Here is a 26,097-nt window from a genome sequence, read left to right as displayed (position 1 = left end):
CGAAGGCGCGTCTCGAAGGATTGAGGCCAACAATCTTTCCGGTATCCATCCTTCGAGACGGCCGCTTCCGCGGCCTCCTCAGGATGAGGCCGGGGCTAGCCGACCGACCCTTCAAGCGAGATCGAGATCAGCTTCTGCGCTTCCACCGCGAATTCCATCGGCAGTTGCTGCAGCACGTCTTTCACGAAACCGTTGACGACGAGGCCGACGGCTTCTTCTTGGCTAAGGCCGCGCTGGATGCAGTAGAACAGCACGTCCTCGGAGATCTTTGACGTCGTCGCCTCGTGCTCGAACGTCGCCGACGAGTTCTTGGCTTCGATGTACGGCACGGTGTGCGCGCCGCATTTGTCGCCGATCAACAAGGAATCGCAGGCGGTGAAGTTGCGCGCGCCGGTGGCCTTGCGATGTGCCGTGACGAGGCCGCGATAGGTGTTCTGCGACTTGCCGGCGGCGATGCCCTTGGAGATGATGCGGCTCGACGTGTTCTTGCCGAGATGGATCATCTTGGTGCCGCTGTCGACCTGCTGATGTCCGTTCGAGATCGCGATCGAATAGAATTCACCACGGGAATTGTCGCCGCGGAGAATGCAGCTCGGATATTTCCAGGTGATCGCCGAACCAGTCTCGACCTGGGTCCAGGAAATCTTGGAATTGTTGCCACGGCAGTCACCACGCTTGGTGACGAAATTGTAGATGCCGCCCTTGCCTTCCGAATTGCCGGGATACCAGTTCTGCACCGTCGAATATTTGATCTCGGCATCGTCGTGCGTGACGAGCTCGACCACGGCGGCGTGCAGCTGGTTCTCATCGCGCTGCGGCGCGGTGCAGCCTTCGAGATAGCTGACGTAGGAGCCCTTGTCGGCGATGATCAGCGTGCGCTCGAACTGGCCGGTATTGCGCTCGTTGATGCGGAAATAGGTCGACAGCTCCATCGGGCAGCGCACGCCCGGCGGCACATAGACGAACGAGCCGTCGGAGAACACCGCTGAATTCAACGTCGCATAGAAATTGTCAGAGGTCGGCACCACGGAGCCGAGATATTTCTGCACCAGCTCGGGATGCTCGCGGATCGCCTCCGAGATCGGCATGAAGATCACGCCGGCCTTCTTCAGCTCTGCCTGGAAGGTGGTCGCAACCGAGACCGAATCGAAGACAGCGTCGACCGCGATCTTGCGCCTGTTAGGATCTTGCTCGCCGGGCTTGGGCTCGACGCCTTCGAGCATGGCGACTTCGCGCAGGGGAATGCCGAGCTTCTCGTAGGTCTTCAGGATCTCCGGATCGATCTCGTCGAGCGAGTTGATCGTCTTCTTCGGCTTCGGGGCCGAATAGTAATAGAGGTCCTGGAAGTCGATCTTGGGATAGTCGACGCGCGCCCAGGTCGGCTCGGTCATGGTCAGCCAGCGCCGATAGGCCTCAAGCCGCCACTGGAGCATCCAGGCGGGCTCGTTCTTCTTCGCGGAAATGAACTTGACGGTGTCTTCCGAGAGCCCCTTGGGGGCCTTGTCGGATTCGATCAGGGTCTCAAACCCATAACGATACTGGTCGACGTCGATGCGCTTCACGCGATCGACCGTCTCTTGCACGGCTGGCATTCTATCCTCCGCTCGTGGTTTCAAGGACCACGGTGGATCAAACTCGGACGAGTATTACGATGTTTTTCGGCAGAAAGCACGGGCTTAGAACCGTTCAAGCCGTGTTTCGTCGCTTAGCGTCTAAGTAGGGTATTACCAAGCTTTCGCCAAGCCTCTAACGCCCTGTTGATGTCATCTGGTTCCGTGGACCAGCCCAGACTGAGGCGCACCGCTCCCTGGGCGATTGCGGGGTCGAACCCCATCGCCGAGAGCACGTGGGACGGCTGGACCTTGCCGGAGGAGCAGGCCGAACCGGAGGATACGGCGATGCCTTCGAGATCGAATCCGATCACGGCCGTTTCGGCCTTGAGCCCGGGCGCGGTGAACAGAACGGTATTTGGCAACCGGCCCACATCGTCAGAGAAGACGGCCGCCCCGGCTATGGCGAAGATGCCATTTTCCAAGCATTTTCTGAGGGTTACAATCCGCTCTCCATCCTCCGGCAGAGCCTGAAGCGCGGCCTTCACCGCCGCACCAAAGCCGGCGATACCGGCGACGTTCTCGGTTCCGGCGCGGCGATTGAGCTCCTGCCCTCCGCCCCGCAGCACCGGCTCCAATCCTGCAAGGCCTTCCGCCACCACCAGCGCGCCCACGCCCTTGGGGCCGCCGATCTTGTGCGCAGAAAAGGTCGCAAGGTCCGCGCCTACCGCGTTAATATTGAACGCAATTTTGCCCAGTGCCTGGATCGCATCGACATGCAGGAGGCCTCCGGCGTCATGAACGATCCGGGCGGCTTCGGCGATCGGCTGGAGTGCGCCGGTCTCGTTGTTGGCCGCCATGATCGAGACCAGGGTCGGTGGACCGTCCTTGAGCAGCGCATTCAGATGATCGAGATCGACCACGCCGGTGCGCGTCACCCTGATATGGCCGACCTTGTCCGCCGGGAACCGGCCGCCCGCCAGTACCGAGGCATGCTCGATGGCCGAGACCAGCAGCCGCGCGACGGGGCCGCGGGACGGTCCCCGCAGGCCGGGTGACAGCGCCAGCCCATTGGCCTCGGTTCCGGCGGAGGTGAAGACGACGTTCCGCGGCAGCGCCCCGACCGCTGCCGCAAGCGCCGCACGCGCGTCCTCGACCAGCCGTCGCGCCTCCCGCCCCTCGGCATGGACCGAGGACGGGTTGCCGATCAGCTCCCAAGCGGCAAGCATTGCGTTCCGCGCTTCAGCGCGGAGTGGCGTGGTCGCATTCCAGTCGAGATAGACGCGATCAGGCATGAAAGTAATATATTACCCTGCGCGCGGGACCTGCTCCGCCCGCCGCCGCTCCCGACATGGGCCCCTGACGGACGCTTGGCAACCGCGATTCCAGATCCAGGTTTGGCCATGACACCGCGGTGACGCGCTAACACGTTGACCCCATTGCGGGATGTTCAAGATGCTTGCTTTTTGACCCACGCCTCATGTTAGAACGCGCGCGTCAGTTCACGGCGCGCCGCTCGCGCGTCATCCGAGGGCACCCCGCTCCATCCTTCAATTCGCGCTTCCGTCGGCATCGTTGCCGATGAGGCTACAATCGGTTGATTGCTGCGGATCATCTCTCCAGGAAATCAATCAAGAGATCATCGATGCCTGAAGTTATTTTCACCGGCCCCGCCGGCCGTCTCGAAGGCCGCTATCACCCGGCCAAGCAGAAGAACGCGCCGATCGCGATGGTCCTGCATCCGCATCCGCAGTTTCACGGCACGATGAATCATCAGATCATCTACCAGTGCTACTACGCCTTCGCGCATCGCGGCTTCTCGGTGCTGCGCTTCAATTTCCGCGGCGTCGGCCGCAGCCAGGGCTCGTTCGACCACGGCACCGGCGAATTGTCGGACGCCGCAGCAGCGCTCGACTGGGCGCAGACCATCAATCCAGAAGCGCGCGCCTGCTGGGTCGCCGGCTTCTCCTTCGGCGCCTGGATCGGCATGCAGCTCTTGATGCGCCGCCCCGAGGTCGAAGGCTTCATCTCGATCGCGCCGCCCGCCAATCTCTATGACTTCTCGTTCCTTGCGCCCTGCCCGTCGTCGGGCCTGATCGTGCACGGCGAGAAGGATGCGGTGGTGCCGCCCAAGGACGTCAACACGCTGGTCGAGAAGCTGAAGACGCAGAAGGGCATCGTGATCGACCAGCAGATCATCCCCGGCGCCAACCACTTCTTCGACGCCAAGCTCGAGCCGCTGATGGAAACCATCACCGCGTATCTCGACATGCGTCTCGCCAACGTGCGCTGAAGCTCTGTAGCCCGGATTGCGCTTCGCTCCATCCGGGCTACGAAACCAAGCGCTCCGCTCAAGCCGCGAGCTTGAGCAGATGCGCGTCGTGACGCACGAGGAACGCGCGCAGCAATTGCGGATAGTCGGCGCCGACCGCGGTGCTCACGCTCGGACGCTGCGCCAGCGCAGCTCGCCACGCCCGCACCTTCGGCACATCGCGGAAGATGCCGTGCTCGGTCAGTTGGTCGAACAGGTCGAAATAGCGGAAGACCGGCGCGAACACCGCGTCGACCAGGCTGAACGCCTCGCCTGCGAAATACGGGCCCTCACCAAGCGCAGCTTCGACACGCACGAACTTCGCCGCAAGCGCCTGGCGCTTGCTCTCGAACGTCGCTGGATCCGTCGTGGTCTCCAGCCCCCAGAGATCGCCGAGGGTCGCCGAGCCGAACTCCATCCAGGCGCGGTGCTCGGCACGCTTCAATGCATCTGCCGGATGCAGCTTCGCACCACCTTGCGTCTCCTCGATGTATTCGCAGATCACGTTGCTCTCGAACAGAGCGACGTCGCCCTTGTCCGTCGTCACCACCAGCACCGGCACCTTCCCGAGTGGCGACAGCTTTAAGAACCAGTCAGGCTTGTTGGCGAGGTCGATGTCGATCCGCTCGAACGGCACGCCCTTCTCTTTCAGCGCGATCACGGCACGCTGCACATAGGGGCAAAGCTTGTGGCTGATCAGTTTGAGCGAAGCGGGCTTGTTAGGTGAAGCGGTCATGGTGGCGATCCCGGCGGTTTGATGTCATCGCCGTCAAGATAGATGCATCTGCATGAACTCGTCAAGGTCCATGCATTTGCATCGACCGCCCGTGACCTCAGGGCCGCGCGATCACCCCGCCCGTCATCGGCATCGGCACGCCCGTGGTGGCCGGATAGGACAGCGGCAGGCCCTTCAGGCCGCGGGCGGCGAGGAAGCCGAAGGCTTGCGCCTCGATGGCATCGGAGGCCCAGCCGAGCGTCTCCGCGGGCTCGACGGTCGCCGATCCCACCTGCTCCCTGAGCATCCGCAGCATGGTGAGGTTGCGGGCGCCGCCGCCGCAGACGATCCAGCTGCGCGGCCGCCGCGGCAGCAGCGGAACGATGCGGGCGATTGCGGCTGCGGTGAAGGCGGTCAGCGTCGCGGCACCATCTGCCGGCGCCACATCGCCGAGCTTGAGCGCCGCAAAGTCGTTGCGATCGAGCGATTTCGGCGGCGACACCGCGAAGAACGGCAGCTCCAGGGCGCGTGCGATCCAGGCCGCGTCGGCCTTGCCGAGTGCTGCGAACTTGCCCTCCGCATCGAACGCCTGGTTCATGGTGCGGTACATGAAATCGTCGAGCAGCGCGTTGCCGGGCCCGGTGTCGCAGGCAATCAGCGTGTCATTGCCGTCGATATAGGTGATGTTGGAGACGCCGCCGATATTGACCACGACAATCGGCCCCTCGCGCTCCAGCGAGTTGGCGAGCGCCCGGTGGTAGACCGGCACGAACGGCGCGCCCTGGCCCCCGGCCTCGACGTCGGCGGCGCGGAAATCGTGCATCACGGGGATATGGATCGCCCTCGCCAGCGCCGGCGCGTCGCCGATCTGCACCGTCAGCCGCCGCTCCGGGCGGTGCAGCACGGTCTGGCCGTGGAAACCGACGATGTCGATGTCTTCCGGCTTCATGCGGTTCTGGGCGACGAAGGCGGCCACGGCCTCGGCATGCGCCTGCGTTACCGCGCGCTCGGCCTCGGCCAGAATGCCCGGCCGGGCATCGCGTTGCGGCAGGTGCACGGCCTCGCTCAGCGCCTGCCGCAGCAGACTGCGCTCGGCCGGGCTATAGGGCCGGTAACCAGAGGGCCCGAACGCCTTTACCTGCTTTCCGTCGGTTTCGATCAGCGCGATATCCACCCCGTCCAGCGAGGTGCCGCTCATCAAACCGAGTGCCGTCAACATCATGGGATCAGCGTCCTCAAAACCCCACTCTGGCATGCCGATCTTGTGCCAGAGGGACACATCTTATAATGCCACAGGCCAAAGTGGCGGGCAGCAATCGAGTTCCCACGGAAGACCCTTAAATTGCGCCCAAAACAGTAAACCAAGAATTGTCAGGCATGCCGACAGATGACTGCATTTAAATCGGATTTCCTCAACACCCTCAGGGAACGTGGATTCATCCACCAGTGCTCCGATTTCGAGGGGCTGGACGCGCTCGCCGCCAAGGGCGAAGTGACCGCCTATGTCGGCTACGATTGCACCGCGCGCTCGCTGCATATCGGCAATTACCTGACCATGATGATGCTGCACTGGCTCCAGCAGTCCGGCAACAAGCCGATCACGCTGATGGGCGGCGGCACCACTATGGTCGGCGACCCCTCCGGCAAGGACGAGACGCGCGCAATCCGCACCGTTGCCGAGATCGAGTCCAACAAGGAGTCGATCCGCGGCGTGTTCGCCAAGGTACTCAACTACGGCAATGGCAAGAGCGATGCCATCATGCTCGACAATGCGGAGTGGCTGACCAAGCTGAACTGGATCGAGATGCTGCGCGACGTCGGCCGGCACTTTTCGGTCAACCGCATGCTGACGATGGACTCCGTGCGCCTGCGCCTCGAGCGCGAGCAGGAGATGAGCTTCATCGAGTTCAACTATATGATCTGCCAGGCCTACGACTTCGTCGAGCTGGCCAAGCGGACCGGCTGCCATTTGCAGATGGGCGGATCGGACCAGTGGGGCAACATCATCATGGGCGTCGATCTCGGCCGCCGCATGGGCACGCACCAGCTGTTCGCGCTGACGACGCCGCTGCTGACGACGGCCTCAGGCGCCAAGATGGGCAAGACCGCGCAGGGCGCGGTGTGGCTCAACGCCGACCAGTTCAGCCCTTACGATTTCTGGCAATACTGGCGCAACACCGAGGACGCCGACGTCGGCAAGTTCCTGAAACTGTTCACGACGCTGCCGATGAGCGAGATCAGGAAGCTCGAGGCGCTCGGCGGCTCCGAGATCAACGAGGCCAAGAAGGTGCTCGCCACTGAGGCGACCGCGCTGCTGCACGGCCGCGACGCCGCAAACGAAGCGGCCGAAACCGCGCGCCGCACTTTTGAGGAAGGCGCACTCGCCGAGACGCTGCCGACCGTGGAAATTCCGCGCGGCGAGCTGGACGCCGGCCTCGGCGTGCTCAACGCCTTCGTCAAGGCAGGTCTCGTTGCCTCCAACGGCGAGGCACGACGCCAGATCAAGGGCGGCGGCCTGCGCGTCAACGACGAGCCCGTCACCGACGAGAAGATGGCGCTATCAGCGGCCAATCTGACGCCGGAAGGCGTGATCAAATTGTCCTTCGGCAAGAAGAAGCACGTCCTGATCAGGCCTGCATAGGCGTATGAGCTTTTCGCTGCTTGTCAGGGCGCGCCGAAGCGCGCTCCCTGACCGGCAATGGATCAGAACACGCCCAAGGAAGCGATCGGGGAAAACGCGCGGACAGAGCAAGGCGCCGTGCGCATCGCGCTCACCGTGCTTGCGCTCTTGTTCACGCTGGCCGTGCTGGGCCGCGGGCTCGGCGACAGCTTTACGGTATTCCTCAAGCCGATCTCGGAAAGCTTTGGCTGGGACCGCGCGCAGATCGTCTCGGTCTATTCGCTCACCTGGCTCGCGAGCGGTCTCACCGCCCCCTTCGTCGGACGCTTGTTCGACCATTCCGGACCGCGCATCGTCTATGCGCTCGGCCTGCTGCTGCTCGGCGCGGCCTTCCTGATTGCGGCCCACGCGCAGCACCTGTGGCAGTTCCAGCTCTCGATCGGCCTCTGCGTCGGCATCGGCGTCGCCTTCATCGGCATCGTGCCGAACTCGATCCTGCTCGGCCGCTGGTTCGGGCCGCGCCTGCCAACCGCAATGTCGGTGGTGTATTCGGCGATGGGCGGCGGCGTGCTGGCGTTGCTGCCGGCCTCGCAGCTTCTGATCGATCACATCGGCTGGCGCGACACCTACCAGCTGTTCGGCTTCGCAGCACTGGGCCTGCTGGTGCCGCTCATGCTGCTGCCGTGGCGGTTGTTCGCTGCGGGCTCGCCGCATGTCGTGAAGAGGACCGACCCTGATTTCGTCGACAGCGGCTGGACGCTTCTCCGCGCGATGCGTCACCACGCCTTCTGGGCGCTGTTCTCGACCTTCTTCTTCACCGCCGTCGGCATGTATGCGATCGCAGCCCAGATCGTGGCCTATCTGATCGATGCCGGCTTCCCGCCGCTGCAGGCCGCGACCGCCTGGGGCTTTTCGGGCGTCGTCCTGGTGTTCGGGATGCTGGGGGTCTCCGCGCTCGACGGCCTGATCGGGCGCCGACCGTCCGTGCTGCTGAGCTACGCGATCTCGATCCTCGGCATCGCCCTGCTCTGGCTGCTGCAATATTCCCCGAACATCCTTCTGCTCACCGGCTTCGTCGTCTGCTTCGGCAGCATGATGGGCTCGCGTGGCCCGCTGATCAGCGCGACCGCGATGCGGATCTTCCAGGGCAAGCGGATGGGCACGATCTACGGCACCATCTCGATCGGCAGCGGCCTCGGCTCGGCATTCGGCTCCTGGAGCGGCGGCCTGATCCATGACGCCACCCATGGCTACAATGCGCTGCTGGTCTTCGCACTTGCGAGCGTGATCCTCGGAATGATTCCATTCCTGATCGTGCCCGCCTTGCGGCGCTAGGTCTCCCAGAGGTAACCTGAGCGCATTCGTGTCACCGGAAAATTACGGATGGGCACGACGCGAATGCGCGTAAAAAATGCGGAGCGCACGTGGCTGAAATCCCAGCCTGCGGTGTTTTGTCCGACATGACAAAATTGTCAGCGCGAATTGACGGACCACAGCTTGCGAGGCGGAACCGAATGCGGTCCAAGTCGCGACATTGGATGGAGGGCACAAACCAATGAACTTTCCCTATCTCACTCGCTTTCAACCGGTTCTCTTGAGCCTGTTTCGCTTCATCACCGGCCTCTTGCTGTTCCAGTATGGCGTCGCCAAGCTGTTCAAGTTTCCGGTGCTCCCCTACTTCGCGGACATCCCGCCGCTGATCTACGCGGCAGGTACGCTTGAGCTGGTGCTCGGCGCGACCCTGATGCTCGGCCTGTTCACCCGGCTCTCGGCGTTCATCCTCGCGGGTGAAATGGCCTTCGCCTACTTCATGGGTCACATGCTCAAGACCGGCACGCCGGTGTTCCTGCCGCTGCTCAATGGCGGCACCGCCGCGATCCTGTTCTGCTTCGGCTGCCTCTATCTCTCGGCAGCGGGCGGCGGCTCGATCAGCGCTGACGCTGCAATGGGCAAGGAGAGCGACGCGGCGGGCGGTGCCTACGCCCGGCGCTGACGCGCCCCGCGATTAACGCGCGCGTAACAGGACGAACAAGACGGCACCGGCAGATTTGCCGGTGCCGTCTCAGCGCGGACCCAGCACGTTCCAGATAAGGACGAGCGCCGCGACGAGCAGCACGGACATGATGATGCGGTGAACGAATCGGTTCATTGCAGTTCCAGCCGAGCGCGATGATCACCAAAGTCTGAGATCGATAGTCTCCAGCATGCGCCGACGCACGACGATTGGCCTGCACGGTTGCGCATAGGGCTGCGGACGATCGCGTGCGCGACGGGCTGCCGCATGGCTATGTTCATGATTAGTAAGAACTTCATGCTACCGATGCGAGCAATAACAACCAGTTCGTAGAGGCTGTGATGAAGCTGCTGAGCCATCTGAAAATCCGCACCAAGCTCACCAGCATGGTCTGCCTTGCGGCTCTCACAGTCACGGCCATCATCGCGGTATCAGCCTTCCTCAGCAAGAGCCGCATGATGGAGGACCGGGTCCAGCAGATGAAGACCGCGGTCGACATGCTCTATAGCTTGGCACAGTCGGTTCAGGATGACGTCACCGCCGGCAAGCTGACGCAGGCCGAGGCCAAGGCCCAGTTCCACATGCGTGGCCGGCGTATGACCTTCAACGGCAATCAGGGCTACCCTGTCGTCTACAATCCCGACACCTCGCTGCTCGTGAACGGCGCCAATCAACAGCTCGAAGGCAAGATCACGGGCGCCGTCGACGCCAACGGCGTCATGATCGCCGATGCGATCATCAACATCGCTGCCCAGAACGCCCAGGGCGGCGTGACATCCTACCTTTATCCCCGCCCCGGCCAGACAGAGGCGGTGCGCAAGACCGTGTTCGCGCGCAAGTTCGCGCCCTGGAACGCGACGATCAGCTACGGCCTCTATGTCGACGACATCGACGCCGATGTGCGCGCGCTGGCGCTGGAGCTCGCTGCGGTTGGCCTCGGCCTGATGCTGCTGATGGCCACCTTGTCCTGGCTGATCGCCCGCGACGTGCTCGGTGCCCTCGACCGCCAGAAGAACCGCATGCAGGAAATCTCCGAAGGCGCCATCGACCAGCCGGTCGAGGAGACCGATCGTGGCGACGAGATCGGCCGCATGGCCGAGACGCTCGAAGTGCTCAGGCAAACCGCGCTGACCGCGCGCAACCTGGAGGCCGAGCAGGTCGTCGCCAAGACCCGCAACGAGCAGGAAAAGCGCGATGCCCTGATCTCGCTCGCCGACCGCTTCGACGCGTCCGTCGGCCAGCTCGTCGGCCTGATGGCCTCGGGCTCCGGCGAGCTCGAGACCACCGCCAAGTCGATGTCGTCCACTGCGGAAGGCACCAACCGTCGCGCCGCTGTGGTCGGCTCCGCCGCCACTGAAGCCAGCCAGCGCGTCCAGACGGTCGCGGCCGCCGCCGAGGAGCTTTCCTCCTCCATCACCGAGATCAGCCGTCAGGTAGCGCAATCCGCTGAGGTCACCGGACGCGCCGTCGACAGCGCACGCCGCACCGACACCATCGTGCGCGCCCTCTCCGACGGCGCCCAGCAGATCGAGCACGTTGCCGAGCTGATCTCCAGCATCGCCGCGCAGACCAACCTGCTCGCGCTCAATGCCACCATCGAGGCCGCACGCGCCGGTGAAGCCGGCCGCGGCTTTGCCGTCGTCGCATCCGAAGTGAAGTCACTGGCGAGCCAGACTGCGGAAGCCACCCGCGAGATCGGCGACAAGATCGCGCAGATCCAGGGCGCGACCAAGGAGGCCGTGGACGCCATCGGCGGCATCACCGCCACCATCGAGGAGGTCAGCCGGATCGCCACCTCGATCGGCGCGGCCATCGAGGAGCAAGGCGCTGCCACCGCCGAGATCGCCCGCAGCGTCTCGCAGACCGCGGAGGCGACCAAGGAAGTCACCACCAATATCGGCGTCGTCAGCACCGCGGCGAACGAGACCGGCAATGCCGCCGGCATGGTGCTCACGGCGGCCAGCAACCTCTCCAAGCAGGCCGAGCAACTCTCGGGCGAAGTCAGCACGTTCCTGGCCGGCGTGCGCGCGGCGTAAGCGGCGCAACATCTGCGCTGGTCCGAGTGCGCCGAGGCATCAGCGAATCGCTGCCTCGATCGGACCGCCTGATTACGCGAACACGAGCATACCCCCATGCTTTCCTGGACACGTCGCCGCAAGCGGCGGCGTTCCATCTGCATATGCGTGTCCACGGCTGCGCGGATTGCGCCGCACCTGAACGCGTCATTCCCTGCATTCAGGAATGGTAAGAACTTCCTGATACGGCTGCGCGAGAACAAGCCTTTTACAACCGTTCGCGAGGCCGTCATGACGCTGCTCAGTCACCTGAAGATTCGTACCAAGCTCACCAGCATGGTCGCGCTTGCGGCGCTCACGGTCACCGCCCTCATCGTCGCATCTGCCTATCTCAGCAAGACCCGCATGCTCGAAGACCGCGCGCGCCAGATGCAGACGGCGGTCGATCTGCTGCACGGCTTCGCGCAATCGCTCCAGGACGAGGTTACCGCCGGCAAGATGACGCTGGCCGATGCGCAGGCCCAGTTCAAGCTGCGCGGCCGGGGAATGAAGTTCAACGGCGGCCAAGGCTATCCCGTGGTCTACACCGCCGATTCAACGGTGATGATGAACGGCGGCGCGCCCCAGTTCGAGGGCAAGAACAACGGGATCAAGGATGCCAATGGCATCGTGATCGGCGATGCCACGGTGAACGTGGCCAAGCAGGCCGCTGAAGGCGCCATCCTGTCCTATCTCTTCCCGCGTCCGGGCCAGACCGAGCCGGTTCGCAAACTGATATTCGCGCGCCAGTTCGCGCCCTGGAACGTCGCGATTGCCTACGGCCTCTATGTCGACGACATCGATGCCGACGTGCGTGCGCTGACGCTGGAGCTCGCCGCGATCGGTGTCGGCCTGATGCTGCTGATGGCCACCTTGTCCTGGCTGATCGCCCGCGACGTGCTCGGTGCCCTCGACCGCCAGAAGAACCGCATGCAGGAAATCTCCGAAGGCGCCATCGACCAGCCGGTCGAGGAGACCGATCGTGGCGACGAGATCGGCCGCATGGCCGAGACGCTCGAAGTGCTCAGGCAAACCGCGCTGACCGCGCGCAACCTGGAGGCCGAGCAGGTCGCCGCCAAGACCCGCAACGAGCAGGAGAAGCGCGACGCCCTGATCTCGCTCGCCGACCGCTTCGACGCGTCCGTCGGCCAGCTCGTCGGCCTGATGGCCTCGGGCTCCGGCGAGCTCGAGACCACCGCCAAGTCGATGTCGTCCACCGCCGAAGGCACCAACCGTCGCGCCGCCGTGGTCGGCTCCGCTGCAACTGAGGCCAGCCAGCGCGTCCAGACGGTCGCGGCCGCCGCCGAAGAGCTCTCCTCTTCCATCACCGAGATCAGCCGTCAGGTCGCGCAGTCCGCCGAGGTCACCGGACGCGCGGTGGACAGCGCGCGCCGCACCGACACCATCGTCCGCGCCCTCTCCGACGGTGCCCAGCAGATCGAGCACGTCGCCGAGCTGATCTCCAGCATCGCGGCGCAGACCAACCTGCTTGCGCTCAATGCTACCATCGAGGCCGCACGCGCAGGTGAAGCCGGCCGCGGCTTTGCCGTCGTTGCGTCCGAAGTGAAGTCGCTCGCGAGCCAGACTGCGGAAGCCACCCGCGAGATCGGTGACAAGATCGCGCAGATCCAGGGCGCGACCAAGGAGGCCGTGGACGCCATCGGCGGCATCACCGCCACCATCGAGGAGGTCAGCCGCATCGCCACCTCGATCGGCGCCGCCATCGAGGAGCAAGGTGCCGCCACCGCCGAGATCGCCCGCAGCGTCTCGCAGACGGCGGAAGCCACCAAGGAAGTCACCACCAATATCGGCGTCGTCAGCACCGCAGCGAACGAGACCGGCAACGCCGCCGGCATGGTGCTCACGGCGGCCAGCAACCTCTCCAAGCAAGCCGAGCAACTCTCCGGCGAAGTCGGCACGTTCCTGGCCGGCGTGCGCGCCGCGTAGTCACGCAGAACATTCCTGGGAGATCGTCATGCCCGGGCTTGTCCCGGGCATCCACGTTTTGGCGATGTCGAAGGGCGTGGATGGCCGGACAAGCCCGGCCATGACGCTGGAAAAGCAGCTTGGCTTTGCTACCGCCGCGCGAGACTGCAGCCGCTCGAAAGCTGGCGTGTCGATCCGGTCGAACCGTCGTTCGACTGCGAGGGGAATTCCTCGAACGGCGTGTTCTGCTTGCCGGTGTTGAATTCGAAGATCTTGCGGAACAGGCCCGGGGCCATCGCCGAGATCGGATTGACGCGCATCACGGGCGTGGCCGGCGTGCCGACGACCTCGTAGGTGACGCCGATCAATCCCTCGTTGTTGCCGTTGCCGAGGAAGATGCCGAACAGCGGAATCTGGCCGAAGATGTTGTTGACGCCATACATCGGCACGAAGGTGCCGCTCATGCAGACCTGGTTGCCGGGATAGTCGATCGAGCCTTCTATGGTGGCGCCGATCATCGGGCCCTTGACGACGCCATCGCGGATCGTGAGCGCGCCGTTCTGCCGCGTGAACTCGGCGCGCAGTGCGCTGAAGGAGATGCCGTTGCCGGTGCCGTTGGGCGCGCCTGCGGCGACGCGTTCGAGCTGCGCCTCGCCCTTCACCGTGAAGTCGCGCACGTTGATGAGGCCTTCGCGCGACGTGTTCGGCTCGGAGCCCGGCGGCTCCATCGCCACCACCATCTGGCCGCCGACCGCCTTGGTGTAGGTGTCGGTGAATTTCAGCAGCGAGCCCGCGTCGTTGGTCTGGAGGTAGATCACCTCGCGGCTGCCCTGGGTGCGGCCGCCGCGCAAATCGGCGGCAACCGGCGTGTCCTTGCCGATCCTGCCGTTCAGCGTGAAGGCTTTGACCGTGCCGCTACGGCGCGACATCTTGGCGTCGACGCTGCGCATCGCCTCGCCATTGAAACCCATGACGGCACCGAGCTTCACGTCGATGTCGAAATCGACGTTCTTCATCTTGTTCTTGGAATCGTCCTTGGAATTGCCCGAGATCGCCGATTTCAGGAAGCCGCGACCGTCGAACACGTCGCCGCGCATCGTGCCTTTGACCACGCCGTCCTGGCCGCGCTCGACCTTCAGTGACGCCTTGTCGCCGTCGGACGGCGAATAGGTCGGGAAGTTCGCATTGATGAGGTCGCCGTTCGGATCGACTTCCAGCGAGCCCTTGATCGAGGCGCCGCCGCCTTCGATGACGATGTCCTCCAGCCGCGTCGATTGCGCCGTCGGCACCACCTTGAAGCTGGCCTTGCCTGATTTGCCGGGCAGCTTGACCCAGCCGGGCAGGATGTTGTCGAGCTTGACCGAGGTCAGGTCGGCCTCGATGCCGAGCTTGGTCGTCGCGTCGGGACCGCCGGCAATCTTGCCGGACACCTTGATCGGCAGCGATCCGCTCACGGCGGGGCTGAGGTCGAAGCCGAGGCGTGCGCGGCTGGCATCGTCCAGCGTCGTCTGCAGCTTGACGTCCGCATCGCCCTCGGCCGGCTTGCGATAGTCGAGCGAGGCGGCCTGCCCGTTGATCTTGACGTCGCCCTTGACCTGATAGCCCTGGTTGTTCGCGACGATCTTGAGGTTGTTGGCCTCCAGCTTCTGGTTCATCACCAGCTTGTCGGCGGCAAAGCCGTTGAGATCGGCGGTGACGGCATAGATGGTGTCTGCCTTGGTCAGCTCGCCCTTGACGGGCAAGCCGAGCTGGACGTTCGCCGAGAACGTCCCCTTGCTGGTGTTGGGATCGACGGTGGTCGCCGACAGATCGCTCAGGCGATCATTGGAAAGAATTTCCGCAGCTGCCTGCACCGGACCATCGGCGCGGAATCTGGTGCGCGACGGCGACGGTTTGGGCGCCATATCAGGCACCTCGAAGGTGAAGTCGGAGATCGTGATCTTGCGGCCGGCAGGCGTGTCGGCAATGCCCTGCCCGATCGTCACGGTCGCGGTACGCCCGGTCACGCGCGCCTTCAGATCGGCATCGTGCACGACCGGCATGCCATCCACCGGGCGGACCGCGACGCCGCTCGCCACGATGTTGACCGACAGACCGTCATCGGGGATCGGTGGGCCCTTGCGCGGAAGGTTCTTCGTCGGCGAATTGATACCGATCTCGATACGCTGGAGCGTACCGCGATCGATCCGCTCGATCACCCATTGGCGCAACTCCGGAACGACGAGCGTCGGCCACATCCGCTTCAGCGCGGAGGCCGACATCGGCGTTCCCGCAAAGCCTAGCGTCAGCCGCGGCTCGCCGGAATAGTCGATGGCGCCGGTGCCGGCGACGCCGATCTCGCCATTGCTGATATCGGCCTGCGTCAACAGCAGACGCTTGTGGTCGGTGTCGAAGCGGAAGCCGATCGCAATCCGGTTGAAGACGAGCGGCGGCTCGTTGTCGATACCGCCGAGCAGGATCGATCCACCGCTGAAGCCGAGTTGCCAGTCGTTGATGCTGCCATTCGGCGGTTCGAGATGCGCCAGAAGCGTCAGACGGTTGGCGCCCGAGAGAATCTTGAACGGCGCGACCAGCACGCGCCGGTTGGCGTCCCACTCGATATTGATCTCGGCCGAGTCGATCGCCATCGGATAATCGGGCGTATCGGTATCGATGATGTTGCCCGCGCCGATCGTGACCTTGCCGCGGAAGAAGGTCGGCACGCCGTCGCGGCCGAGCTCACCCTTGAGCTCGCCGGTCAGCGGCAGATCGGCGGTATAGGTGAGGTCCTTGACCCGCAGCGCCAACAGGATGTTGGCAGTCGAGACCTTGTCGGCGCGGATATCGACCGAGCGCACGCCGTTCTCGGCGGGGCCGATCGTGGCCCGCAGCGACCACGGGCGCGCGCCCTCCTCGCCGAGACTGAGCGTGACGCCGCCATGGCTCGGCCGACGCAGGCTGAGCGTGATGTTCTCAAACGACCATTTGCTGCCGCGCTGCTGATCGTCGACGATCAGATTACCGTTCTTCAGACCGATCTCGTTGAGGTTCTGGCCGTCGAGGCCGGTCATGCTCAGACTGTCGAGCCAGTCGAGGCCCTGAAGAACGCCGCTCTGCGCGGCTGCCTGCGGTGCGGCTTGCGACGCATCGGGCGTTGCGGGCACCGTCCCGAAGGGCGGTGGCGGAACTCCATTGCGCGGGAATGTCGGCGGCAGGCCCGCTTCCTTCTTCGACGCGACGCCGGTCGCGAGCGGCTTGGCCGTGTCGCCGGCGGACACCGTGACGGTCCCGTCAGGGGCGATCCGGATCGCAAGCTCGGCATCGACGAGGTTGAGGCTCTCGGCGCGGAGGTGCCCCATCAGCAGACCCGCCCCCGACAGCTTGACCTCGGCCTTCGGCGCAGTGGCGACGATGGCGTGGTCGTGGTCGCGGACGATGATGTCGCGGATGCGGACGGCGATGCGGACCCGTCCGGCCCGCTCAATCTGGGTGCCGCCGATCTCGACCGTATTGCCGTGACCGATATTGTCCTCGATGGCGGCAGCGAGCCACGGTGTTGCGATATCGAGATTGATCGGACCGGCGCCAAGCCGCCACCACAGCGCGCCGAAACAACCAACGAAGATGACGACGAGAGCCCCGACCACGATGGCCAGCCGCTTCAGCCAGCGGCCTCCGCCCAGCGAGCGGCGCAACGACCCAAACCCGTCGCCAAAACGATGGAAGCCCGAACTGGAACGCGACAACAGCCGGCGCGCCCGATGGCCCGCCGCCGCTTCCTGATCCGGATCCCAGTCGGCGTCGTCCCATTGCTGCGGCTCAGACTGGCCGCCGCGCCGATCGGGATCCCGATTGTAATCCTGGGGCGACGTATTCCTTGCCATTGCCTCTCGATACAGGCGCCCATCGTAGGATTGGGCACCACCGGGACCGCAGCCGTCGGCGGGAAGCGAAGCTCCCTGCGCCGGCACTGCCGTCATACCTCGACTATTCCTGCTGTTCGTCATTTCGCCCCGGGAGCGCGTTCAACGAGCAGTGGGGTGGTGCGTGGAATTCCTTGTAACCATACTCCGGCGCCGTCAGACTCGCCCAGCCGAGGGCGCGATTCCGGCACACCGGACGAGAGCTGCAATACCGCTTTGGTTGACCCGCCGAAAGCGACGAAAGGAAGGCGTATGTCCAAGACATCCCGAAAGAAATCGTCCAAAACGCCCTCCGGCAGTCCGACGGCAAAAAAGAAGGCCCTGAAAACGCGGGCGTCTGCTCAAACAAAGTCCACGAAAACCCAGCGGACACCGGCCAGCAAATCAACCGCGACCATAGCAAAGACAGCATCGCATGGGGCCGCATCGAAACAGTTAAATTCTTCCAAATCGGCGGCCTCAGCGAAGGCGGCCCTGACCGAAGGCCAGAAGGCCCCAGCCTTCCGCCTGCCCCGCGACGGCGGCGGCGTGGTCACGCTGTCGGACCATGCCGGCCAGAAGCTCGTCCTGTTCTTCTACCCCCGCGCCGACACGCCCGGCTGCACCCGGGAGGCCATCGACTTCACCCGGCTGGCCGGCGACTTCAAAGCAGCCGGCACCGCCGTGCTCGGCATCTCCGCCGATTCGTTAAAGGCCCAGGAGAAGTTCCGCGACAAGCACAGCCTCGGCGTCCCCCTGATCTCGGACGAGACACACGGGATGCTGGAGGCGTATGGCGCCTGGGGCGAAAAGTCTATGTATGGCAAGAGCTTCCTCGGGATTCTTCGCACCACGGTACTGGTCGGGAGCGACGGCAAGGTGGCCCGGATCTGGCGCAATGTCCGGGTCGACGGCCATGCCGATCAGGTGCTGGAAGCGGCAAGAAGTCTTTAACCAATCCGTTAAGTTCAAGCAGTTCCGTTTCCGGAAAATTAACCATGACCGGCCCAGATTGCTGCGGCAATTAGGCCGCAAGGAACCCATCCGACCGGCGCGGGAGTGCCGATGTCGAAAAGTTCTGCCCAATTCTCGCAGTACCCCCAGCATCATCCCCACGACCACGGACGGGCCTTCCATCGCGGTCTCGCCACTGCTGCGGCGGCGGCTGCGATTCCTCTTCCCGACGCTGACGACGCCTACACCATCGTGCATCACGGCAAGCAGGTTCGCCTGGGGCCCGTGGTGTTCTGGATCGTGGTCGGCACCGTCGTCCTGCTCGGGCTCTGGTCGGCCGCAACCGCCACCTATTTCGCGTTCCGCGACGACGTCCTGACCCGGCTGATCGCCCGCCAGGCCGAGATGCAATACGCCTATGAGGATCGCATCACCGAACTGCGCGCCAAGGTCGACCGCACCACCAGCCGGCAGCTGCTCGACCAGGAGCAGTTCGACCAGAAGCTCGACCAGATCATGAAGCGTCAGACGGCGCTGGAGTCCCGGGCCACGGCGCTCGGAGCCATGCCCGACGTGACCGGATCGATCCCGCGCGCGACGCCGCAGCGTGGCGACGCCAGCCAGAACACTACGCAGGGCACACCAAAACCTTCGCCGATCAGCGACACCGTGATCTTCGTGGCGCCGCCGGATCGCGAAGCACGGCTTGAGTCGCGCGCGCCGGCCGTGATGGCCGCGCCGACCAATCAATTCGCCAAAAACCAGGGCTTCGACAATGTCCTGGTCCGGCTCACGTCCTCTCTCGATCAGGTCGAGCGTCGCCAGATCGCATCGCTCAGCGCCGTCGAGGAAGGCATGGATTCGCGCATGCGCCGGATGCGCGGCGTCGTCAGCGATCTCGGTTTGAACATGGCCAATCTCGAAGCCGCCGTGCCGCGGACCGCGATGGGCGGCCCGTTCGTTCCCGTCAAGCTGACGGCCAATGCCGGACCGTTCGAGAAGCAGCTCAATCGCATCAATGTCGCCCGCGCCGAGATGGATCGTCTCAATCGCACGCTGGCACTGGTGCCCTATCGCAAGCCCGTCATCGGCGAGGTCGAGTTCACCTCCGGTTTCGGCGTGCGCAGCGATCCCTTCCTGGGCCGGCCCGCGATGCACACCGGCCTCGACTTCCGCGCCGCGACCGGCGATCCCGCACGCGTCACCGCCAGCGGTAAGGTCGTGTCGGCCGGCTGGTCCGGTGGTTACGGCCGCATGGTCGAGGTCGACCACGGCAACGGGCTGTCGACCCGCTACGGCCATCTCTCCGAGATCAACGTCAAGGTCGGCGAGATCGTCAAGCTCGGCCAGGTCGTCGGCCTCGTCGGATCCACGGGCCGCTCCACCGGTCCGCATCTGCATTACGAAACCCGCATCGACGGCGAAGCGGTCGATCCGCAGAAGTTTTTGCGCGCCGGCGTGCGGCTCAGCGCAGGCTAGAACTCCGCCTGACCGGCAACCCAACTAGGAACGTCACGTAGCCAGGCGGATTGAAGGACTCCATGGGCGCCCAGGGAGATCCTCACGATGGCCAAGACGACGAAATCAACTCGCACATCTGCGCGCGCGGCTACCATCCACGATCAAAAGCTGGAGCGCGGCGAAGGCGGCGAACTTCATCAAACCGCGACGGGCAAGGCGAGTGTCCTCACGACGGCCCAAGGCGGCCCGGTCTCAGACGACCAGAACTCGTTGAAGGTCGGCCCTCGCGGACCCACCTTGCTCGAGGACTTCCATTTCCGGGAGAAGATTTTTCACTTCGACCATGAACGCATCCCCGAGCGGGTCGTGCATGCACGCGGATATGCGGCGCACGGCTTCTTCGAGACCTACAAGTCGCTTGCGAAGTATACCAGCGCCGACCTGTTTCAGCGCGCCGGCGAGAAGACACCCGCCTTCGTGCGATTTTCAACCGTCGCCGGAAGCAAGGGCTCGGTCGACCTCGCCCGGGATGTGCGGGGCTTTGCGGTCAAGCTCTATACCCAGGAAGGCAACTGGGACATCGTCGGCAACAACATCCCGGTCTTCTTTATCCAGGATGCCATCAAGTTTCCCGATCTGGTCCACGCCGTGAAGGAAGAGCCGGATTGCGCCTTTCCTCAGGCCCAGTCGGCGCACGACAATTTCTGGGACTTCATCAGCCTCACCCCCGAAAGCATGCATATGATCATGTGGGTGATGTCCGATCGCGCCATTCCGCGTTCGTTTCGCTTCATGGAAGGGTTCGGCGTCCACACGTTTCGGCTCGTGAACGCGAAACGGGAATCCACGTTCGTCAAATTTCACTGGAAGCCAAAGCTTGGCCTGCAATCGGTCGTGTGGAACGAAGCGGTCAAGATCAATGGCGCCGATCCCGACTTCCACCGGCGCGATCTCTGGACGGCGATCAAGACCGGCAATTTCCCGGAATGGGAGCTGCGGCTGCAATTGTTCGATCAGAAATTCGCCGACGCCTTCGATTTCGACGTTCTCGATCCGACCAAGATCATTTCCGAAGAGATGCTGCCGCCGATCCCGGTCGGCCGGTTGGTGCTCGATCGCATGCCCGACAACTTCTTTGCGGAGACCGAACAAGTCGCCTTCATGACCCAGAACGTTCCGCCGGGAATCGACTTCTCCAACGACCCCTTGCTCCAGGGACGCAATTTCTCCTACCTCGATACCCAACTCAAGCGGCTGGGCAGCCCCAATTTCACGCATATTCCGATCAATGCGCCCAAATGTCCGTTCGCACATTTTCAGCAGGACGGGCACATGGCCATGCGCAATCCGGTCGGGCGCGCCAACTACCAGCCGAATTCCTTTGGAGAAGGTCCCAGGGAATCGTCCCAGCGCGGCTTCACACCGTTCGCCGAGGTCGAGCAAGGCGCCAAGCGTCGTCTGCGCGCTGAAAGCTTCGCAGACCATTACAGCCAGGCGCGGCAGTTCTTCATCAGCCAGACCGCGGGCGAGCAGTCCCACATCGCCGCCGCACTCACCTTCGAGCTCAGCAAGGCGAAAACGCCTGTGATCCGGGAGCGCATGGTTTCGCATCTCCTCAACATCGACGAGACGCTGGCCAACAAGGTCGCAGACAAGCTCGGTCTGCAAAAGATGCCCAAACCCGCGGACGCGGCCGTGCCGACGCGTCAGGATCTCGAACCGTCCCCTGCCCTTAGCATCGTCGAAAACGGTCCTCAGCGCTTCGAAGGGAGAAAACTTGGCATCCTCGTCTCCGACGGTTCGGATGCAAATGTCCTCAAGGCCCTCAAGAGCGCCCTCGACAAGGCCGGTGCCGCCTACGAGATCATCGCGCCCAAAGTGACGGGCGTCAAAGCCAGCGACGGCGGCTGGATCGAGGCCGATCAGATGATCGACGGAGGACCATCCGTTCTGTACGACGCGGTCGCGCTTCTGCCGGCCGCAGACGCGATCGACGATCTGCTGCTGGAGTCTACGGCGCGCGACTTCGTTGCCGACGCCTTCGCACACTGCAAGTTCATCGGCTACGTGGAGGCGGCTCTGCCCTTGTTCGAAAAAGCGGGCGTTTCTGCCGAAGATTTCGACGAAGGCTGCATCCTCATGGGAAGTCCGAAGTCGGCAAAATCGTTCGTCGACAGTCTCTCCCCATTGCGGGTTTGGGAACGCGAGCCGAACGTCAAGATGCCCTAGGCGGGTAAGCCAGCCGGCGCGACAAGCGTCTCGACTTGCTTAGCGCCGGCCGCCGCCCATGCCGCCTCCGGGAACACCGAAGCCGCCACCCATTCCACCGCCGGGCCCCATGGGCCCGCCACCCGGACCACCAGGCGAGCCAAGACCACCAGGGCCTGACGGGCCGCTGGATCCCGACGGCGCGGACCCCGGATTCGTGCCCGGGCTCGATCCCGGGGCAGTCGTCCCCGGTGCGCCGGGCTGGCTGCCGCCAGGCGTGGTGGTGGGACGATTAGGATGCATGATCGAGCCACCCGGCGAGCGTCCGGGATTGCCGGCGCCGCCAGGCCCTTGCGGGGACGATCCCGGGCCCTGGCCGATCGCCTGCGCCGAATCCACCTGAAGGCCACGTGCGCGATCGAACACGCCGTTGACCACCATGCGGGCTTCGCCGGCCGCCGGGCCAAATCGCGAGCTGTCGTGGGCCACGAGGCCGGATCCAAGCTGGAGATTCGCGCCGACGCGCTGCACGTAAGCCTCGATCGACAGGCGGCTCGCCCCGACGAGATCCGAGAAATCGTCGATCCGCGTCCGCGCGGCCTGCATCGCCCCCTGGCTCGTACTGCCCTCGATCTGGACACGCTGGCCAACCAGCAGCGGATCGACGCCGCTCAACTTCAGCCCGCCGATGCGCAGGCCATCCGGCCCGCGCTCGACCAGACCGGTGACACGCTCGGTCGCCTCGCGCCGCGGTTCGACCAGGCTTGCGACGATCACGCCGTCGGCCCGGCGCAAGCCATAGACGGCCACCTGCGTGCCCGCACGAAGCTTGGTCTCCTTGCCGCTCGCAACGATCTTCTGGCCGAGCACCGTCAGCTCGTTGCCCTTGACCTGCTCGATCGGACCGGAGACCTCGCTCGCGATCGCGATGTTGCGCGTGACGAGGATGCCGTCGGCCTGTCGCGTCGCGACCACGCGGGCCAGCTGGCCGATGCGCAGTGCCTTGAGGCTCGCCGCCTCGCCGTCGATCCGAACCGGAACGTCGCTCGCATAAGTGACGCGCTCGCCGTTGACGTAGATGCTGCCGAAACGCTGGATCACGCCGACGATGCCGGTGCCGCCGATGCCGTGATCATCGCCGCGCGTGATTCCGGTGCCGCCGATGCCCTGATCGGTGCCGCGCTTGACCTGCGCACGGGCGATCGCCGTGCCGGCGAGCCAGAATCCCGTCAACAGCAGACGGCGGGAGATGAGCGGTGGCCGGCTCATGAGGAACCGCCCTCTTTGCTGCCTTCCTTGCCACCCTCCCTGGCCTCACCCTCTTCGTCGGCGTCCTCGCTATAGATGTAGATGCCGAAATTCCAGCGGGCGTCACCACCCTTGTCCTTGGCGAGCGCGCGGTTGGCTTCGCGGTTGGCGGTCTTCAGCGCGTCCATGGCGAGCTCGCGCGAGCGGGCCTCGAGGCGTCGCGCCAGCTTCGGCGAGATGTTGTTGTAGTGCACCGCGCGTTCGAGGAAGCGCGGCGCGGCGCCTGAGACGTTTTGTTCGGCCGCGGCGATGTGGTCGTGCAGATTGCGGCCGAGATAGTGCCATTTGCTGTCGTCCCCGCCGCTCGGGACGAAGGCAGCCTCGACCAGCGTGATCTCGTCATTCTCGTTGATGGTGACGAGCTTGCGATCGAGCCATTCGTCGAGCACTGCGCGCGGACGGACGTCCTTGGTAACGGAAGCGACCAGTTGCTCGAATGACGCCGCATCGCCCTCGGCCGTGCGCGGCAGCGCCAGCGGCTCACCCTTCGCATCGGTGAACTCAGGCGCGGCAAGCCAGCGCGCGATCACGGCGCTGGTCAGCGACACCGCGGCCGGCGTTTCGTTGACGGGCGCACCCGCACCGCGCAGCCGCGCGACTTCCTTGCGATGGATGCCGGTGAGCAGGCTGACGCGGCTGTCGGTCTGCTCCTTTCCCTCCAGCGCGAAATCATGCTCGGCGACATTGACGAAAAGCTCGCGAAGCAATTGCGCCAGGGCCGGAAAGGTCATGCCGCTGCGAATGCAAAGCCGCACGAGCGGGCGCAGCAGCCGCGCCAGCGGCGCGTGCAGCTTCGCGGCGGCATTCGGCTGTGGTGCCGCTGCTTTGGACCCGGGCTTGGCATTCATGTCTGAATTGTACCGGCGCATCGCGTGGGACACAATCCCACTTTTCCCAATTCTGGATTGACGTGGTAAATTTTCCCACATATACGAGGCGCCACTGAGGGGCGCGACGTAAAGGGATTCTCATCCATGGCTGATCGCTTGGTCCGCAATTCCGTTTCACTGCGTGCACTGCCTGGTCCTGACCGGGGGCGTGGCGCAATCGAGCCGATTCTGCCCGCGCTGCTGCGCGGGGTGATCTTCATCTCGGTGCTCGCCGCACCGTTCGTCGCAGCGCTGCTCGCAGGCTGATCACCATGACGCAGACCCAAGAGACTTTGAACGGAACCTTGCACAAAACCCCGCGCCGTCCGTTGGTGCTGCACATCTTCAAGATCTATTATCCCGACCTGTTCGGCGGCACGCTCACGGTGATCCGCGACATCTGCGCGAGCCTGAAGGACGCTTTCTCCTCTGCCGTGCTGGTCTGCTCGCAATCGGCGGAACGACGCGAGATCATCGTCAACGACGTGCCGGTCGAGCGCGTGCGTTCGTTCGGCAATGTGATGTCGCTGCCCGCCGCGCCCGCCTATCCCTGGCGTCTCTGGCGCAAGATCGCCGAGCACGATCTGCTCGCCCTCCACGCCCCCTTTCCGCTCGCCGATCTGGTCTTCGCCTTCGGGTTCGGCGCCAATCGGCCGCTGGTGGTGCACTGGCACGCCGACATCGTCAGCCATGCCGGCCTGCGCTGGTTCATCGAACCGTTGATGCGGCGAACCCTGCGCCGCGCCAAGGCAATCATCGTCTCCGACCACGTGCTGGTCGACAACACGCCGCTGCTGCGCGAATTCGAGGACAAATGTCACGTCGTGCCGTTCGGCATCGACACCTCGGGCTACGATTGGCCGAAGATCGAGCCGCACCATGTCAATGATCGCGGCCGCCTCGTGCTCGCCTGCGGCCGGCTCGTGCCCTACAAGGGTTTTGACGTCCTGATCCGCGCCGCGGCTGCGCACAATTTCGAGACCTGGATCATCGGCGAGGGCGCCGAGCGGCCGCGGCTCGAGCAATTGATCGAGGAGCTCGGCCTCGGAGAGCGCGTCCGCCTGCTCGGCTCGGTGAGCGACAGCGAGCGCGTCAAGCTGATGTGCCTCGCCGACGTCTTCGTGATGCCGTCGGTGACCAATGCCGAGACCTTTGGGCTCGTCCAGCTCGAGGCCATGGCCGCCGGCCGCCCGGTCGTGAACACGGCGCTCGACACCGCGGTGCCGCACGTCGCCCGCCATGGCATGGAGGCGATCACCGTGCCGCCCGGCGACGCCGAGAAGCTGGGTGAAGCCATCGACACCCTGATACGCGATCCCGAGCGCCGCCGCCGCATGGGACTTTCGGCACGGACGCGCGCACTCACCCGCTATTCGGCGTCGGCCTTCAAGCAGGGCATGGAGACGGTCTATCGCGACGCCGTCGCTGCATCCAGCGCGGAGCGATCGCCGACCAGCGAGCCGCCGCAGGCGACCGGCTGGCTGGACACCGTCCGGATCGCGGCGGCGCTGGCCTGGTCCGACATGCGGCACCGCTACGTCCGCTCGCTGCTCGGCCCGTTCTGGATGTCGCTCCAGATGGCGATCGTGGTCGCGGTGCTGGGCTCGGTGATCGGCCAGATGTCGAACGCCAACATGATGGCGCGCCTGCCGATGCTGGCGCTGTCGATGACGGCATGGACCTTCCTCAACAGCGTAGTGCTCGATGCGACCACAGCGCTGCAGAACTCGGCGAGCCTGATCCGCGACCGGGCGCTGCCGCCAGTCATCTTCCTGCTGCAATGCACGTTCCGCCAGGCGCTGTTCGCGCTCCATAATGCCTGCGTGCCGTTGCTGCTCTGGCTCGTGCTCTCGCCACACGACCTCTCTCATGCGCTGGCGGCGTTGCCCGGCCTGCTTCTCTTCATCGCCTGCACCTTCGCCTTGAGCCTCGTCCTTGGCGCCCTGGCGACGCGCTATCGCGACCTCAAGCCGATCATCGAATCCACGCTGATGCTGGCCTTTCTCGCCTCGCCCGTGATCTGGTCGTCGGACATGATCAACCACCGCTCGACGGTGATGCGGATCAATCCCCTGACGCATCTGTTCGCGGTGTGGCGCGAGCCGCTGGCGGGCGCTCCTATCGATCCCACGAGCATCGTCTACGTCCTCATCACGCTGGCGCTGCTGATCTTTGCGAGCGTGCTGACGCTGGTCCATCTGCGCAAAGCCGCATTCTGGATCTGAC

At 64.6% G+C, this 26,097-nt stretch carries 18 protein-coding genes; 11 read left to right on the top strand and 7 right to left on the bottom strand.

All coding sequences use genetic code 11. The annotated features are described in order from the left end of the window. Positions 1-95: 95 nt before the first annotated feature. Together sufB and BMW89_RS32655 are read right to left on the bottom strand one after the other, a co-directional pair. Positions 96-1,592, bottom strand: a complete 1,497-nt coding sequence (gene sufB / locus BMW89_RS32660; protein ID WP_092034412.1) for a Fe-S cluster assembly protein SufB — start codon at positions 1,590-1,592, stop codon at positions 96-98. 113 nt (positions 1,593-1,705) lie between these two features. Then, entirely contained in the window at positions 1,706-2,845 is a 1,140-nt protein-coding gene (locus tag BMW89_RS32655; protein ID WP_092034410.1) for a cysteine desulfurase family protein, read from the bottom strand. A gap of 350 nt (positions 2,846-3,195) precedes the next feature. Between BMW89_RS32655 and BMW89_RS32650 the strand changes: the two genes are divergently transcribed. Further along, on the top strand, positions 3,196-3,843 hold the full coding sequence (locus tag BMW89_RS32650) for an alpha/beta hydrolase (RefSeq protein WP_015686431.1): 648 nt from the start codon (positions 3,196-3,198) through the stop codon (positions 3,841-3,843). Between the two features lie 58 nt (positions 3,844-3,901). On the opposite strand, the gene BMW89_RS32645 is transcribed toward BMW89_RS32650, so the two are convergent. Further along, positions 3,902-4,597 (bottom strand): glutathione S-transferase family protein, encoded by a 696-nt coding sequence (locus BMW89_RS32645; protein WP_092034408.1) that lies wholly within the window; start codon positions 4,595-4,597, stop codon positions 3,902-3,904. Between the two features lie 97 nt (positions 4,598-4,694). Next, positions 4,695-5,798: an anhydro-N-acetylmuramic acid kinase gene (locus tag BMW89_RS32640; protein ID WP_092034406.1), complete on the bottom strand. Its 1,104-nt coding sequence runs from the start codon at positions 5,796-5,798 to the stop codon at positions 4,695-4,697. Between the two features lie 165 nt (positions 5,799-5,963). Between BMW89_RS32640 and tyrS the strand changes: the two genes are divergently transcribed. The 5 genes from tyrS to BMW89_RS32615 all read left to right on the top strand — a co-directional run bounded on the left by tyrS (position 5,964) and on the right by BMW89_RS32615 (position 13,211). Further along, the gene (tyrS, locus tag BMW89_RS32635; RefSeq protein ID WP_092034403.1) at positions 5,964-7,217 is read left to right on the top strand and encodes a tyrosine--tRNA ligase; all 1,254 of its coding nucleotides are present in this window, start codon (positions 5,964-5,966) and stop codon (positions 7,215-7,217) included. A gap of 57 nt (positions 7,218-7,274) precedes the next feature. Next, positions 7,275-8,531, top strand: coding sequence for an MFS transporter (locus BMW89_RS32630; RefSeq protein ID WP_092034401.1), 1,257 nt, complete (start codon positions 7,275-7,277; stop codon positions 8,529-8,531). 220 nt (positions 8,532-8,751) lie between these two features. Continuing rightward, the gene (locus tag BMW89_RS32625; RefSeq protein ID WP_092034399.1) at positions 8,752-9,189 is read left to right on the top strand and encodes a DoxX family protein; all 438 of its coding nucleotides are present in this window, start codon (positions 8,752-8,754) and stop codon (positions 9,187-9,189) included. Positions 9,190-9,551: 362 nt separating this feature from the next. Beyond that, the gene (locus BMW89_RS32620) at positions 9,552-11,246 is read left to right on the top strand and encodes a methyl-accepting chemotaxis protein (protein WP_092034396.1); all 1,695 of its coding nucleotides are present in this window, start codon (positions 9,552-9,554) and stop codon (positions 11,244-11,246) included. Between the two features lie 270 nt (positions 11,247-11,516). Beyond that, positions 11,517-13,211: a methyl-accepting chemotaxis protein gene (locus BMW89_RS32615; protein ID WP_092034394.1), complete on the top strand. Its 1,695-nt coding sequence runs from the start codon at positions 11,517-11,519 to the stop codon at positions 13,209-13,211. A 128-nt stretch (positions 13,212-13,339) separates the two neighbouring features. Here the strand turns inward: BMW89_RS32615 and BMW89_RS32610 are convergent, their stop codons facing one another. After that, positions 13,340-17,149, bottom strand: coding sequence for a YhdP family protein (locus BMW89_RS32610; protein WP_177196495.1), 3,810 nt, complete (start codon positions 17,147-17,149; stop codon positions 13,340-13,342). Between the two features lie 195 nt (positions 17,150-17,344). Here BMW89_RS32610 and BMW89_RS32605 point away from each other — a divergent pair, with 195 nt between their 5' ends. From BMW89_RS32605 to katE, 3 genes are all read left to right on the top strand, one after another. Beyond that, on the top strand, positions 17,345-18,025 hold the full coding sequence (locus tag BMW89_RS32605; protein ID WP_092034390.1) for a peroxiredoxin: 681 nt from the start codon (positions 17,345-17,347) through the stop codon (positions 18,023-18,025). Positions 18,026-18,136: 111 nt separating this feature from the next. Then, a complete protein-coding gene (locus tag BMW89_RS32600; protein WP_177196494.1) occupies positions 18,137-19,504 on the top strand; it encodes a M23 family metallopeptidase in 1,368 nt (455 codons plus the stop codon). 87 nt (positions 19,505-19,591) lie between these two features. Beyond that, positions 19,592-21,715 carry a catalase gene (gene katE / locus BMW89_RS32595; protein WP_092034386.1) on the top strand — a complete coding sequence of 708 codons (2,124 nt, stop codon included), beginning with the start codon at positions 19,592-19,594 and terminating at the stop codon, positions 21,713-21,715. A 39-nt stretch (positions 21,716-21,754) separates the two neighbouring features. Here katE and BMW89_RS32590 read toward each other — a convergent pair whose 3' ends face one another. Together BMW89_RS32590 and BMW89_RS32585 are read right to left on the bottom strand one after the other, a co-directional pair. Continuing rightward, positions 21,755-22,963 (bottom strand): DUF5666 domain-containing protein, encoded by a 1,209-nt coding sequence (locus BMW89_RS32590; RefSeq protein ID WP_092034384.1) that lies wholly within the window; start codon positions 22,961-22,963, stop codon positions 21,755-21,757. After that, positions 22,960-23,850, bottom strand: a complete 891-nt coding sequence (locus BMW89_RS32585; RefSeq protein ID WP_092034382.1) for a DUF6502 family protein — start codon at positions 23,848-23,850, stop codon at positions 22,960-22,962. The genes BMW89_RS32590 and BMW89_RS32585 overlap by 4 nt, the downstream gene beginning before the upstream one ends. Positions 23,851-23,976: 126 nt before the next feature. Here BMW89_RS32585 and BMW89_RS38220 point away from each other — a divergent pair, with 126 nt between their 5' ends. Then, positions 23,977-24,138, top strand: coding sequence for a hypothetical protein (locus tag BMW89_RS38220; protein ID WP_177196493.1), 162 nt, complete (start codon positions 23,977-23,979; stop codon positions 24,136-24,138). Positions 24,139-24,143: 5 nt separating this feature from the next. Next, a complete protein-coding gene (locus tag BMW89_RS32580; protein WP_092034380.1) occupies positions 24,144-26,096 on the top strand; it encodes a glycosyltransferase in 1,953 nt (650 codons plus the stop codon). The last annotated feature ends 1 nt before the right edge of the window (position 26,097 follow it).

Origin of the sequence: Bradyrhizobium sp. OK095 (genome assembly GCF_900109945.1) — a bacterium.
GTDB lineage: Bacteria > Pseudomonadota > Alphaproteobacteria > Rhizobiales > Xanthobacteraceae > Bradyrhizobium.
This window is presented reverse-complemented; position numbering and strand designations above follow the sequence as displayed.